Origin of the sequence: Streptomyces sp. NPDC050988 (assembly GCF_044456225.1) — a bacterium.
GTDB lineage: Bacteria > Actinomycetota > Actinomycetes > Streptomycetales > Streptomycetaceae > Streptomyces.
Map to the genome: position 1 here is coordinate 109,395 of NZ_JBITFQ010000016.1, position 14,070 is coordinate 123,464.

11 protein-coding genes are annotated in these 14,070 nt (G+C 70.5%); all 11 read left to right on the forward strand.

Going from position 1 to position 14,070, the window contains the following annotated elements; all coding sequences use genetic code 11:
• Positions 1-82: 82 nt before the first annotated feature.
• The 11 genes from ACIBEI_RS29730 to pgeF all read left to right on the forward strand — a co-directional run bounded on the left by ACIBEI_RS29730 (position 83) and on the right by pgeF (position 14,067).
• Positions 83-673: a septum formation initiator family protein gene (locus ACIBEI_RS29730; RefSeq protein ID WP_359842694.1), complete on the forward strand. Its 591-nt coding sequence runs from the start codon at positions 83-85 to the stop codon at positions 671-673.
• 5 nt (positions 674-678) lie between these two features.
• Positions 679-2,634: a peptidoglycan D,D-transpeptidase FtsI family protein gene (locus ACIBEI_RS29735; RefSeq protein WP_398893309.1), complete on the forward strand. Its 1,956-nt coding sequence runs from the start codon at positions 679-681 to the stop codon at positions 2,632-2,634.
• A 99-nt stretch (positions 2,635-2,733) separates the two neighbouring features.
• The gene (locus ACIBEI_RS29740) at positions 2,734-4,422 is read left to right on the forward strand and encodes a UDP-N-acetylmuramoyl-L-alanyl-D-glutamate--2,6-diaminopimelate ligase (protein ID WP_398893310.1); all 1,689 of its coding nucleotides are present in this window, start codon (positions 2,734-2,736) and stop codon (positions 4,420-4,422) included.
• 4 nt (positions 4,423-4,426) lie between these two features.
• Positions 4,427-5,839 carry a UDP-N-acetylmuramoyl-tripeptide--D-alanyl-D-alanine ligase gene (murF, locus tag ACIBEI_RS29745; protein WP_398893311.1) on the forward strand — a complete coding sequence of 471 codons (1,413 nt, stop codon included), beginning with the start codon at positions 4,427-4,429 and terminating at the stop codon, positions 5,837-5,839.
• On the forward strand, positions 5,836-6,906 hold the full coding sequence (gene mraY / locus ACIBEI_RS29750) for a phospho-N-acetylmuramoyl-pentapeptide-transferase (RefSeq protein WP_398893312.1): 1,071 nt from the start codon (positions 5,836-5,838) through the stop codon (positions 6,904-6,906). Before murF ends, mraY begins: the two co-directional genes overlap by 4 nt.
• On the forward strand, positions 6,888-8,327 hold the full coding sequence (gene murD / locus ACIBEI_RS29755) for a UDP-N-acetylmuramoyl-L-alanine--D-glutamate ligase (protein ID WP_398893313.1): 1,440 nt from the start codon (positions 6,888-6,890) through the stop codon (positions 8,325-8,327). The genes mraY and murD overlap by 19 nt, the downstream gene beginning before the upstream one ends.
• Before the next feature lie 262 nt (positions 8,328-8,589).
• A complete protein-coding gene (ftsW, locus tag ACIBEI_RS29760; protein ID WP_269650339.1) occupies positions 8,590-9,954 on the forward strand; it encodes a putative lipid II flippase FtsW in 1,365 nt (454 codons plus the stop codon).
• 6 nt (positions 9,955-9,960) lie between these two features.
• Positions 9,961-11,049, forward strand: coding sequence for an undecaprenyldiphospho-muramoylpentapeptide beta-N-acetylglucosaminyltransferase (gene murG / locus ACIBEI_RS29765; RefSeq protein WP_266740692.1), 1,089 nt, complete (start codon positions 9,961-9,963; stop codon positions 11,047-11,049).
• Between the two features lie 23 nt (positions 11,050-11,072).
• Positions 11,073-11,858 carry a cell division protein FtsQ/DivIB gene (locus ACIBEI_RS29770; protein WP_398893314.1) on the forward strand — a complete coding sequence of 262 codons (786 nt, stop codon included), beginning with the start codon at positions 11,073-11,075 and terminating at the stop codon, positions 11,856-11,858.
• 275 nt (positions 11,859-12,133) lie between these two features.
• Positions 12,134-13,330 carry a cell division protein FtsZ gene (gene ftsZ, locus ACIBEI_RS29775; protein WP_383937081.1) on the forward strand — a complete coding sequence of 399 codons (1,197 nt, stop codon included), beginning with the start codon at positions 12,134-12,136 and terminating at the stop codon, positions 13,328-13,330.
• On the forward strand, positions 13,327-14,067 hold the full coding sequence (gene pgeF / locus ACIBEI_RS29780) for a peptidoglycan editing factor PgeF (RefSeq protein ID WP_398893315.1): 741 nt from the start codon (positions 13,327-13,329) through the stop codon (positions 14,065-14,067). Before ftsZ ends, pgeF begins: the two co-directional genes overlap by 4 nt.
• The last annotated feature ends 3 nt before the right edge of the window (positions 14,068-14,070 follow it).

Sequence of the window (14,070 nt, forward strand, 5' to 3'; positions counted from 1 at the left end):
AGTTGGACAACCGAACTCACCGGACGCGTGGGTCGCAGGCCCGGATCCGTCAGCCGAGAACCCCAGCGCAGCGGGAGGGCGAGTGAGTAGCAGACCCGAACTGCGAGGGAGGGCGGCCCGGCTCGCGCGACTCTTCCCGACGGGCCCAGGACAGGCCGCCCGTACGCCCTTCGTGCTCCTGGTCGTACTGCTGCTCGGCGGCGGCCTGATCGGACTCCTGGTCCTGAACTCCGCGCTCAGCGAAGGGTCGTTCCAGCTCGACGACCTCCAGCGGGACACCAAGAGCCTCACTGACGAGGAGCAGGCGCTCCAGCGGGACGTGGACGCCTACTCCGCCCCCGACGCCCTCCAGCGCCGCGCCCGCGAACTGGGCATGGTGCCCGGCGGCGACCCGGCCTTCCTCAACCCCGACGGCAGCGTCCGCGGTGTTCCCAGCGCGGCAGCCGAGCAGTCGTCCGTGTCGGTCCCCGTGATCCGCCCGCCCGACGTGCTCCTCCCCTCGCCGTCTCCGACGCCCACCGAGAGCCAGGGACCCGCCGGGCCTCCGACGCCCGCCGAGCCCCCGGCGCCCACCGCGTCCGCCGTGCCCACCGCGGCGCCCGAGCCGCTCGCGGAGACGGTCACGGAGCCGTCCCCCCAGCCCACGCAGCCCGCTACGAATCCCGGCAGGTGACGGAAGTGTCCGACAGGGAACCCCCGCGCCGCCGGGTGCCCTCGCCCGCCCGGCCCGTACGTCCCGGCAGCCAGCGGCGGCCGGGGCCCGGCGCACGCCCCGCCCGCCGTCCGGCCCCGTCCCGGGGTCAGGGCCAGGGCCCGCGCGTCATCCGCCTCGGCAGCCCCCGGCCTCGGCTGCGCCTGGTCAGCCTCGCCCTGGCCCTCGTGCTGATCGCCTTCGTCGTCCGGCTCCTCCAGGTGCAGGCCGTCGACGCGAGCGAGTACACCGCCAAGGCCGAGAAGAACCGGTACCTCAGCCGCACCCTGGCCGCCGAGCGCGGCGGGATCACCGACCGCAACGGCGTCGACCTGGCGATCAGCGTGGACGCCAACGACATCACCGCCGACCCCACGCTCTTCACGCGGAAGGCGACGAAGATCGGCGACGCCCCCGAGCAGGCCGCCGCGCTGCTCGGCCCGATCCTCGACAAGGACCCCGACGAACTCGCCGCGAAGCTCCGGACCAAGAACACCCGGTACGTCCTGCTCGCCCGGCGCCAGACCCCCCAGGTCTGGACGCAGATCAAGGACCTGAAGAGCACGCTCGCCGACAAGGCGGGCGAGGACGGCTCGGCGAACGTCCTGGCGGGCGTCCTCCAGGAGCCCAGCACCAAGCGGGTCTATCCGAACGGCGAGCTGGGCGCCGGGATACTGGGCTGGGTCAACGCCGACGGCAAGGGCGGCGGCGGCATCGAGCAGCAGCTGAACAAGGAGCTGTCGGGCAAGGACGGCGAGATCCGCTACGCCCAGTCCGGCGGCCGGCAGGTGCCGACCGCGGGCTCCACCGAGAAGCCCGCCGTGGCAGGGTCCGAGGTCGAGCTGACCATCGACCGCGACATCCAGTGGGCCGCCCAGAACGCCATCGCCGAGCAGGTGAAGGAGTCCGAGGCGGACCGCGGTTACGTCATAGTGCAGGACAACAAGACCGGCGAGATCCTCGCGATGGCCAACTCGCCCGGCTTCGACCCGAACGACCTCTCCAAGGCCGACGGGAACGCCCTGCACAACTGGGGCCTCGAAGACGCCTACGAGCCCGGCTCGACCGCCAAGGTCATGTCGATGGCCGCAGTCCTGGCGGAGGACGCCGCCACGCCCGCGACGCACGTGACCGTGCCGAACCGGCTGCACCGCGGTGACCGGCTCTTCCGCGACGACATCGACCACCCGACCTGGTACCTGACGCTCAACGGAGTCCTCGCCAAGTCCAGCAACATCGGCACCATCCTGGCGACCGGCCAGCTGGGCAAGACGCAGCAGGAGGCCAACCAGGTCCTCTACTCGTATCTGCGCAAGTTCGGCATCGGCGACTACACGGGGCTCGGCTTCCCCGGCGAGACGAGGGGCATCCTCGCGCCCGCCGGCCAGTGGTCGACCTCCCAGCAGTACACGATTCCTTTCGGCCAGGGCGTGTCGATCAACGCGATGCAGGCCGCCTCCGTCTACTCGACGATCGCCAACGGCGGCGTACGGATCGAACCGACCCTGGTCCGCGGCACGAAGGGACCCGACGGACGGTTCACGCCTGCCGCCAAGCCCAAGGAGACACGGGTCGTCAGCGAGAAGACGGCGAAGACCCTGGCACAGATGCTGGAGTCCGTCGTGGACGACCGGGAGGGTACGGGCACCAAGGCGCGTATCCCCGGCTACCGCGTCGCGGGCAAGACCGGCACGGCCAACCGTGTGGATCCGGCCACCGGCCGCTACCACGGCTATACGTCTTCCTTCGCCGGATTCGCGCCCGCGGACAACCCCCGGGTCACCGTCTACTGCGCCATCCAGAACGCCACCAAGGGGAGCTACTTCGGCGGTCAGATCTGCGGGCCCGTCTACAAGGAGGTCCTGGAGTTCGCCCTGAAGACCCTCCAGGTGCCGCCCACCGGGGCCCAGGCCGCCAGACTTCCCGTCACTTTCACGCCCTGAGCCAGACCCGACCAGCCCCGACCACCTCCGGCGGGCCGTCATCGGCACCGACCGGAACGCCATGCTCCAGTACCCCGGATCACCGACCAGGAACAGCTCGTGACAACGATCACTCCCGACCCCGGGAACAGCGGCACGCCGCACACTCCGCCACGCCCCTCGCTTCGCTCCGGCGGGGGTGTGCCCGGTACGCTCACCGCCGTGCCACACGCTGATCAGTCCCAAACCACCCAGAAGGGCGTTCCTGTGACATATCCGGGGCCGCCGCGACCGGTTCAGAACTCCGCCACACCCCTCGCGGAGCTCGTGGCGGTAGTCGCCGATCAGATGGCGTCTCCTGCGCCGCAGGGCGCGCAGGGCGCCGTCGAGGTCACGGGCATCACCCATGACTCCCGGGCCGTGCGCCCCGGCGATCTCTACGCCGCGCTGCCCGGCGCCCGGATGCACGGCGCCGACTTCGTGACGCAGGCGGCCGGCCTCGGCGCCGTCGCCGTGCTGACCGACCCGACGGGTGCCGAGCGCGCGGCGGCCACCGGTCTGCCGGTCCTCGTCGTCGACGACCCGCGCGGACGGATGGGCGAGCTGGCCGCCTCCATCTACGGCCACCCCGGCCGCGACCTGCTCCAGATCGGCATCACCGGCACGTCCGGCAAGACCACGACGGCGTACCTCGTCGAGGGCGGTCTGAAGACGGTCCGCAACACCGGCCTGATCGGCACGGTGGAGATGCGCATCGGCGACGAGCGCATCAAGTCGGAGCGCACGACCCCCGAAGCGACCGATCTCCAGGCGCTGTTCGCGGTCATGCGCGAGCGCGGCGTCGACGCGGTCGCCATGGAGGTCTCCAGCCACGCGCTGGTCCTCGGCCGGGTCGACGGCTGTGTCTTCGACATCGCGGTCTTCAACAACCTGAGCCCGGAACACATGGAGTTCCACTCCGACATGGAGGACTACTTCCGGGCCAAGGCGCAGCTGTTCACGCCGGAACGCAGCAGGCTCGGCGTGGTCAACCTCGACGACGAGTACGGACGCAGGCTCACCAAGGAGGCCACGGTGCCCGTGGTGACGTTCTCCGCGGAGGGCCACCCGGACGCCGACTGGCGGGCCGAGGAGGTCCAGGTCGGCCCGATGGACTCGGTCTTCGTCGCGGTCGGCCCCAAGGGCGAGCGCATCACCGCCAAGTCGCCGCTCGCGGGCCCCTTCAACGTCGCCAACACGCTCGCGGCGATCGTCTCCCTCGCCGTCGCCGGGCTCGACCCGCAGACCGCCGCGGACGGCATCGCCGCCGTACCGGGTGTGCCGGGCAGGCTGGAGCGCGTGGACGCCGGACAGCCGTACCTCGCGGTCGTCGACTACGCGCACAAGACCGACGCCGTGGAGTCCGTGCTGCGGGCCCTGCGCAAGGTCACCGAGGGCGAACTGCACATCGTCCTCGGCTGCGGCGGGGACCGGGACAAGACCAAGCGGATGCCCATGGGCGCCGCCGCGGCCCGGCTCGCCGACACCGCCGTACTGACATCGGACAACCCCCGCTCCGAGGACCCCCTCGCGATCCTCGCCACGATGCTCGCCGGTGCCGCCGAGGTACCGGCGTACGAGCGCGGAGAGGTCCAGGTCTTCGAGGACCGGGCCGCCGCGATCGCCGCGGCGGTCGCCCGCGCACAGCCGGGCGACACGGTGCTGGTCGCGGGCAAGGGTCATGAGCAGGGCCAGGACATCGCCGGAGTGGTCCGTCCCTTCGACGACCGCCAGGTGCTTCGCGAAGCTATCCAGAAGACCCAGGGATGAACTTGTGATCGCCCTCTCTCTCGCCGAGATCGCCTCAGTCGTCGGCGGGCAGACACACGACATACCGGATCCGTCGGTCCAGGTCACCGGACGGGTCGTCAGAGACTCCCGTGAGGTGGAGCCAGGCAGCCTCTTCGTCGCCTTCGTGGGCGAGCGCGTGGACGGCCACGACTTCGCGGCGAGCGTCGTCGAGGCGGGCGCGGCGGCCGTGCTCGCGTCACGGCCCGTCGGCGTGCCCGCGATCGTCGTGGACGACGTCCAGACGGCCCTGGGCGCCCTCGCACGCCATGTCGTCGAACGGCTCGGCGCGACCCTCGTGGCCCTCACCGGCTCCGCGGGCAAGACCAGCACCAAGGACCTGATCGCCCAGGTGCTGCAGCGCAAGGCGCCGACGGTCTTCACGCCGGGCTCGCTCAACAACGAGATCGGGCTGCCGCTCACCGCCCTCAGCGCCACCGAGGAGACCCGGTTCCTGGTCCTGGAGATGGGGGCCCGCGGCATCGGCCACATCCGGTACCTCACGGATCTGACGCCCCCTAAAGTCGGCCTTGTCCTGAACGTCGGCACCGCCCACATCGGCGAGTTCGGCGGACGCGAACAAATCGCCCAGGCCAAGGGCGAGTTGGTGGAGGGCCTGCCCCCGGCGGAGGAGGGCGGCGTCGCGATCCTGAACGCCGACGATCCCCTCGTACGAGCCATGGCCTCGCGGACGAAAGCACGCGTGATCCTCTTCGGAGAGTCCGGCGAAGCGGACGTACGGGCCGAGAACGTGACGCTCACCGGGAGTGGACAGCCCTCGTTCAGCCTTCACACACCCTCCGGGTGCAGCGACGTGACCATGCGCCTGTACGGTGAGCACCACGTGTCGAACGCGCTCGCCGCGGCCGCCGTCGCCCATGAGCTGGGCATGTCCGCAGACGAGATCGCCACCGCGCTCTCCGAGGCGGGCACCCTCTCCCGCTGGCGGATGGAGGTCACCGAGCGCCCGGACGGCGTGACGGTCGTCAACGACGCCTACAACGCGAACCCCGAGTCCATGCGAGCCGCCCTGCGCGCGCTCGCGGCCATGGGCAAGGGGCGGCGGACCTGGGCGGTGCTCGGTCGGATGGCCGAGCTCGGGGACGAGGCGCTCGCCGAGCACGACGCGGTCGGACGGCTCGCCGTCCGGCTCAATGTCGGCAAGCTCGTCGCGGTCGGGGGCAGGGAAGCGTCCTGGCTGCAACTGGGCGCATATAACGAGGGTTCGTGGGGTGAGGAGTCGGTGCACGTGTCCGACACACAGGCGGCGATCGACCTGTTGCGCAGTCAACTGCGCCCGGGAGACGTCGTTCTCGTGAAGGCGTCCCGGTCGGTCGGCCTGGAGCGGGTCGCAGAGGCGCTGGTCGAGGGCACCGAGGGTGAGGTTGCCGTCCGATGAATCAGATCCTCTTCGCGGGAGTCATCGGCCTCTTCCTGACTCTCGTGGGCACTCCCATGCTGATCAAGCTGCTGGCCCGCAAGGGCTACGGCCAGTACATCCGCGACGACGGCCCGCGCGAGCACCACGCCAAGCGCGGTACGCCGACGATGGGTGGCATCGCCTTCATCATTGCCACGCTCCTGGCGTACTTCCTCAGCAAGGTGATCACCGGCCAGCCGCCGAGATTCTCCGGAGTGCTGGTGCTCGGCCTGATGACGGGCATGGGCCTGGTCGGCTTCCTCGACGACTACATCAAGATCGTCAAGCGGCGGTCGCTCGGTCTGCGGGCCAAGGCCAAGATGGCCGGCCAGCTGATCGTCGGTGTCTCCTTCGCGGTGCTCTCGCTGCAGTTCCCGGACAACCTCAACAACACCCCGGCCTCCACCAAGCTCTCCTTCGTGCAGGACTTCGGCTGGTCCATCGGCCCGGTGCTGTTCGTGGTCTGGGCGCTGTTCATGATCCTCGCGATGTCGAACGGCGTGAACCTCACCGACGGCCTGGACGGACTCGCCACCGGCGCCTCCGTGATGGTCTTCGGCGCGTACACCTTCATCGGCGTCTGGCAGTTCCAGGAGTCCTGCGCCAACGCGCAGACCCTCACCAACCCGGCCGCCTGTTACGAAGTGCGGGATCCGCTTGACCTCGCCGTCGTCGCCGCGGCCCTGATGGGCGCCTGCTTCGGCTTTCTGTGGTGGAACACCTCGCCCGCCAAGATCTTCATGGGTGACACCGGCTCGCTGGCCCTCGGTGGTGCGCTCGCCGGCCTCGCGATCTGCTCCCGCACCGAGCTGCTGGTCGCGCTGCTCGGCGGCCTCTTCGTCCTGATCACCATGTCGGTCGTCATCCAGGTCGGCTCGTTCCGCCTCACCGGCAAGCGCGTCTTCCGAATGGCACCGCTCCAGCACCACTTCGAACTCAAGGGGTGGTCCGAAGTCCTTGTGGTGGTCCGCTTCTGGATCATCCAGGGCATGTGCGTGATCGTCGGACTCGGCCTCTTCTACGCCGGATGGGCAGCCCAGAAGTGACGACCGCGCCCGACTGGCAGAGCATGAACATCACCGTCGCCGGTCTCGGCGTGAGCGGCATCAGCGCCGCCCGCGCCCTGGCCGGCCTCGGCGCGTCGGTCACGGTCGTCGACGGGGGCTCCTCGGAGGCCCACCGCGAGCGGGCCGCCTCCCTTGAGGGGGAAGGGATTTCGGTACGCCTCGCGGACGCCGAGACGCTTCCCGAGGGCACCGACCTCGTGGTCACCTCGCCGGGCTGGAAGCCGACCAGCCCCCTCTTCCAGGCAGCCGCCGAGGCGGGTGTGGACGTCGTCGGTGACGTGGAGATCGCCTGGCGCCTGCGCGGCCCCGACGCCGCCCCCTGGCTCGCCATCACGGGCACCAACGGCAAGACCACCACGACCCAGATGCTCGCCTCGATCCTGGCCGCCGCGGGCCTTCGTACGGCCGCCGTGGGCAACATCGGCACCCCGATCGTCGACGTGGTCCAGGAGGGCGACGACGCCTACGACGTACTGGCCGTCGAACTCTCCAGCTACCAGCTCCACTGGGCGCCCTCGCTGCGCGCCCACTCCGCCGCCGTCCTGAACCTCGCCCCGGACCACCTCGACTGGCACGGCTCCATGGAGGCGTACGCCGCCGACAAGGGGCGTATCTACGAGGGCAATCGGGTCGCCTGCGTCTACAACATGGCCGACAAGGCCACCGAGGACCTGGTGCGCGGGGCGGACGTCGAGGAGGGCTGCCGGGCGGTCGGCTTCACGCTCGGCACCCCGGGCCCGTCCCAACTCGGCGTCGTGGAGGGCATCCTGGTCGACCGCGCCTTCGTCGAGGACCGGCACAAGCAGGCCCAGGAACTCGCCGAGGTCGCGGACGTCAGCCCGCCCGCCCCGCACAACATCGCCAACGCCCTTGCGGCGGCGGCCCTGGCCCGCGCCTTCGGAGTGCCCGCCGCCGCCGTACGGGACGGTCTGCGGGCCTTCAGGCCCGACGCCCACCGCATCCAGCACGTGGCCGACGTGGACCGGGTCGCCTACATCGACGACTCCAAGGCCACCAACACGCATGCGGCGGAAGCCTCTTTGGCGGCGTACGAGTCGATCGTGTGGATCGCCGGCGGGCTCGCCAAGGGCGCGACCTTCGACGAGCTGGTCGCCAAGTCGGCAAAGCGACTGCGGGGCGTCGTCCTGTTCGGCGCGGACCGGGCCCTCATCCGTGAAGCGCTCGCGCGACACGCGCCGGAAGTACCCGTGGTCGACCTCGACCGGACAGACACTGGGGCGATGCTCGCGGCGGTCCGTGAGGCCGCACGGCTCTCCGAGCCGGGAGACACTGTCCTACTGGCGCCGGCCTGTGCGTCCATGGACATGTTCGCCAACTACAACAAGCGCGGCGACGCTTTCGCGGAGGCGGTTCGCGAACTCGGCGCCGTCGACGGCTGACCCGGGTCCGCCTCGCCCGGCGGCGCCGGGCACACCTGGGAGGGACGCGTGACACGGATCCGGCTGGGGCTTCGGCGGTGGCACTCCGCCGATGGCACGGCACTGTGCCGGCCCGTCCCGCCCCCAGGGGCCGAACGGTCCGGGGGAATCCCGGGCGAACGGTCCGGAGGGATCCCCGGCGAACGGTCCGGAGGGATCCCCGGCGAACGGTCCGGGGAGATTCCCGGCGGGACGCCCTCCCACGGCATGGCAGGTGCCGCCCATGTCCAGTAGCCGTACCGGGCGTCCTCCCGTCCAGCGCGCCCCCCGCCGGCCCGCCGGTCCCCGCCCCCCTCGCGACAACCCCGTAGGACGCCTCTACACGCGCGTACGCCGTGCCTGGGACCGGCCGCTGACCGCCTACTACCTGATCCTCGGCGGCAGCCTGCTGATCACCGTCCTCGGACTGGTGATGGTGTACTCCGCCTCGCAGATCACCGCGCTCCAGCTGTCGCTGCCCGGGTCGTACTTCTTCCGCAAGCAGTTCCTCGCCGCCGTGCTCGGCGGTCTGCTGCTGCTCGCCGCGTCACGGATGCCGTCCAAGCTGCACCGGGCGCTGGCCTACCCGATGCTGCTCGGCTCGGTCTTCCTGATGATCCTCGTCCAGGTGCCGGGGATAGGGGTCGCGGTCAACGGCAACCAGAACTGGATCTCCGTCGGCGGCCCCTTCCAGCTCCAGCCCAGCGAGTTCGGCAAGCTCGCCCTCGTCCTGTGGGGAGCCGACCTGCTCGCCCGCAAACAGGACAAGCGGCTGCTGACGCAGTGGAAGCACATGCTGGTGCCGCTCGTCCCGGTGGCCTTCATGCTGCTCGGGCTGATCATGCTCGGCGGCGACATGGGCACGGCGATCATCCTCACCGCGATCCTGTTCGGACTGCTGTGGCTCGCGGGGGCGCCCACACGGCTCTTCGGGGGCGTGCTCGCCGTCGCCCTGACCATCGGCTTCATCCTCATCAAGACCAGCCCGAACCGCATGGCCCGCCTCTCCTGCCTGGGAGCCACCGAACCCCAGTCGGGCCCCGTCGACTGCTGGCAGGCCGTGCACGGCATCTACGCCCTCGCCTCCGGCGGGCTGTTCGGCTCCGGCCTCGGCGCCAGTGTGGAGAAATGGGGGCAACTGCCCGAAGCACACACCGACTTCATCTTCGCCATCACCGGTGAGGAACTGGGCCTCGCGGGGACGCTGTCGGTCCTCGCCCTCTTCGCGGCTCTAGGCTATGCGGGTATCCGCGTGGCCGGACGCACGGAGGACCCCTTCGTGAGGTATGCCGCGGGAGGCGTGACCACCTGGATCACGGCCCAGGCCGTGATCAACATCGGTGCGGTGCTCGGGCTGCTGCCGATCGCCGGCGTCCCTCTCCCGCTGTTCTCCTACGGGGGATCCGCCCTGCTTCCGACCATGTTCGCCATCGGGCTCCTCATCGCCTTCGCGCGCGAGGATCCCGCAGCGCGGGCGGCGCTTGCGATGCGGCAACCCCGCTTTGGCAGAAAGCGGGCTGCGGTGAGAGGCTCCGCAGGGGCCGCGGGGCCTCGGAGATGGAACACGATGCGACGGCGCGCCGCGGCGCGTTCGTCCGGAGAGCGGTGAATTTCGGTGCATGTCGTACTCGCCGGTGGGGGGACCGCCGGCCACATCGAGCCCGCGCTCGCCCTCGCGGACGCCCTGCGCAGGCAGGACCCGACCGTGGGTATCACGGCCCTGGGCACGGAGCGCGGACTCGAGACCCGACTCGTACCAGAGCGAGGCTACGAACTCGCGTTGATCCCCGCGGTACCGCTGCCGCGCAAGCCCACCCCCGAGCTGATCACCGTCCCCGGACGACTGCGTGGCACGATCAAGGCGGCCGAGCAGATCCTTGAGCGCACCAAGGCCGACGCGGTCGTCGGCTTCGGCGGCTATGTCGCCCTGCCCGCCTACCTCGCGGCCAAGCGCCTCGGCGTCCCGATCGTCATCCACGAGGCCAACGCCCGCCCCGGCCTCGCCAACAAGATCGGTTCGCGGTACGCCGCCCGGGTCGCCGTCTCCACACCGGACAGCAAGCTGCGCGACGCCCGCTACATCGGCATCCCGCTGCGCCGCTCGATCGCCACGCTCGACCGGGCCGCCGTACGCCCGCAGGCACGCGCCGCGTTCGGGCTCGACCCCGCCCTGCCGACCCTGCTGGTCTCCGGCGGCTCGCAGGGCGCCCGCCGCCTCAACGAGGTGGTCCAGCAGGCCGCCCCGTACCTCCAGCAGGCCGGGATCCAGATCCTGCACGCGGTCGGCCCGAAGAACGAACTGCCGCAGGTCCACCAGATGCCGGGGATGCCCCCGTACATCCCGGTACCGTACGTGGACCGGATGGACCTCGCGTACGCCGCGGCCGACATGATGCTCTGCCGCGCGGGCGCGATGACCGTCGCCGAACTCTCCGCCGTCGGGCTCCCCGCCGTCTACGTCCCGCTGCCCATCGGCAACGGCGAACAGCGGCTCAACGCCCAGCCGGTGGTCAAGGCCGGCGGCGGACTGCTGATCGACGACGCGGAACTGACACCGCAGTGGGTGCAGAGCAACGTCCTGCCCGTGCTCGCCGATCCGCACCGGCTGTTCGAGATGTCCCGCGCCGCCTCCGAGTTCGGCCGCCGGGACGCCGACGACCTGCTCGTCGGGATGGTGTACGAGGCGATCGCGTCACGCCGTTAGGGCGTGGCAGAAGGCAGGGGAGCGTGGCCGGACCGACCACCGCCGAACGTGGCGAACGGCAGCATCTGGACTCCGGCCCGCCCCGGCCACCTCTTCTCAAGAGGCTCCCGAAGCCTCGTAGGCTCATCATTCCGGGTGTCTGCCTCGCGCTGCTCGCCGCGGGCTGTCTCTGGGTGCTCTACGGCTCGCAGTGGCTCCGCGTCGAGCGGGTATCGGCTTCGGGGACACGGGTCCTGACGCCCGATCAGGTCGTCGAGGCGGCCGACGTGACGGTCGGATCGCCGTTGATTTCAGTCGACACCGATGTGATTGAGGCGCGACTGCGCCAGAAATTGCCCCGAATTGACTCGGTTGACGTCGTCCGTTCCTGGCCCCATGGAATCGGGCTGAAAGTGATCGAACGCACTCCGGTTCTCATTGCCGAAAAGGGCGGAAAGTTCGTCGAAGTGGACGCCAAGGGAGTGCGATATGCCACCGTTTCGCGCGCCCCGAAGGGCGTTCCCGCACTGGAATTGACGGTCTCCCGGTCCGCGGGCCTGCGCCGCTTCGGGACCGACCGGCTGATGCGTGAGGCGGTACGCGTCGCGGGTTCCCTTCCGGCCGCGGTCGCGCGTGACACCCGGACCGTCAAGGTCCGTTCGTACGACTCCATCTCGCTGGAGTTGAGCGGCAACCGGACCGTCCTGTGGGGAAGTGGCGAGAAGAGCGGCGTCAAGGCCCGTACGCTCAGCGCTCTCATGAAAGCCGCTCCAGAGGCCCGGCACTTCGATGTCAGCGTTCCCACCGCCCCTGCGTCATCGGGGAGTTGACGCACATCCGCGCAGGCCAGCACCCTGGTTGGGCAGCGCTACGGCTGATCACATAGGGTGAAAAGAAAAACGGGAGGTTCGGCGTGTTCGTTGAACGTGCGCCACTTGTCGACTTAGTGTCCTGTTCGGAAGAGTCCAAGGAACAGACACACTGGTAACCCTAAACTTCAGCGTTAGGGTTCGGGTCGGCGTTCGGACCGTCCCATTCGGCATCAGTCGTCGGATCGCGAACGTGCGAGGCGGCGACACGTAACTCGAGGCGAGAGGCCTTCGACGTGGCAGCACCGCAGAACTACCTCGCAGTCATCAAAGTCATCGGTGTCGGCGGCGGTGGTGTCAATGCCATCAACCGGATGATCGAGGTCGGTCTCAAGGGTGTCGAGTTCATCGCCATCAACACCGACGCCCAGGCGCTGTTGATGAGCGACGCCGACGTCAAGCTCGACGTCGGCCGCGAACTCACCCGCGGACTCGGCGCCGGAGCCAACCCGGCCGTCGGCCGCAAGGCGGCGGAGGACCACCGCGAGGAGATCGAGGAGGTCCTCAAGGGGGCCGACATGGTCTTCGTGACAGCCGGCGAGGGCGGCGGCACCGGCACCGGCGGCGCACCCGTCGTGGCCAACATCGCCCGCTCGCTCGGCGCCCTCACCATCGGCGTGGTCACGCGTCCGTTCACCTTCGAGGGACGGCGCCGCGCCAACCAGGCCGAGGACGGCATCGCGGAACTCCGCGAAGAGGTCGACACCCTCATCGTCATCCCGAACGACCGGCTGCTGTCCATCTCGGACCGCCAGGTCTCGGTCCTCGACGCCTTCAAGTCGGCGGACCAGGTCCTGCTCTCCGGTGTTCAGGGCATCACCGACCTCATCACCACGCCCGGTCTGATCAACCTCGACTTCGCCGACGTCAAGTCCGTGATGTCCGAGGCGGGTTCGGCGCTCATGGGCATCGGCTCGGCCCGCGGCGACGACCGCGCGGTGGCCGCGGCCGAGATGGCGATCTCCTCGCCGCTCCTGGAGGCGTCCATCGACGGCGCTCGAGGCGTGCTGCTCTCCATCTCCGGCGGCTCCGACCTCGGCCTGTTCGAGATCAACGAGGCCGCCCAGCTGGTGAGCGAGGCCGCGCACCCCGAGGCCAACATCATCTTCGGCGCGGTCATCGACGACGCGCTCGGCGACGAGGTCCGGGTCACCGTCATCGCGGCCGGCTTCGACGGCGGACAGCCCCCGTCCAAGCGGGACACTGTGCTCGGCTCGTCCTCCGCCAAGCGCGACGAGCCCACACCGGCCCGGTCGGGCGACAGCCGCCCGTCCTTCGGCTCGCTGGGCAGCGTCACGCCGAAGGAGGCCCCGGAGCCCGCTCCGGAGCCCGTGAGCAACGAACTGCCGTCGGTCTCCCCGCCGGTCCCGCCGTCGCGGACGTACTCGGACAGCGCGGCCGAAGAGCTGGACGTGCCGGACTTCCTCAAGTGATAGGACAGCGCTCCCTGGTGGGCACTGAGAGCGGCGCGCACTTCGCCTTCACCGACCGGTGGGGCGGGGTGAGCGCCGTTCCGTACGAGGAGCTCAACCTCGGCGGTGCGGTCGGTGACGACCCCGCTGCCGTACAGACCAATCGGCTGTGGGCGGCCAAGTCCCTGGGACTCGACGCGAGTCGCGTGGTCTGGATGAATCAGGTGCACGGCAGCGACGTCGCCGAGGTCGACGGGCCGTGGACCAACGCCCGGGCCACCCCGCCGGTCGACGGTCTGGTGACCGCGACCCGGGGGCTGGCCCTCGCCGTACTCACCGCCGACTGCGTCCCGGTCCTGCTGGCCGACCCCGTCGCCGGAGTGGTCGGCGCCGCACACGCGGGGCGGCCCGGCATGGTCGCCGGGATCGTGCCCGAGACGATCGACGCGATGGAGTCGCTGGGCGCGGACCCCGCGCGCATCGTCGCCCGCACCGGTCCCGCCGTCTGCGGCCGCTGCTACGAAGTGCCGGAGGCGATGCGCGCCGAGGTCGCCGCCGTCGAGCCCGCGGCGTACGCCGAGACGAGTTGGGGCACGCCGGCGGTCGACGTGGCCGCGGGGGTGCACGTGCAACTGGGGCGGCTCGGGGTGCGCGACCGGGAGCAGTCGCCGGTGTGCACGCTGGAGTCCGATGATCACTTCTCGTACCGCAGGGACCGCACCACGGGTCGGCTCGCGGGCTATGTGTGGCTGGACTGATGG

Excerpts from the sequence above, each read along its gene's own strand:
- mraY (WP_398893312.1), top strand. The coding sequence starts at position 5,836 with ATGAATCAGATCCTCTTCGCGGGAGTCATCGGCCTCTTCCTGACTCTC.
- murD (WP_398893313.1), top strand. The coding sequence starts at position 6,888 with ATGGGCAGCCCAGAAGTGACGACCGCGCCCGACTGGCAGAGCATGAAC.
- ftsW (WP_269650339.1), top strand. The coding sequence starts at position 8,590 with ATGTCCAGTAGCCGTACCGGGCGTCCTCCCGTCCAGCGCGCCCCCCGC.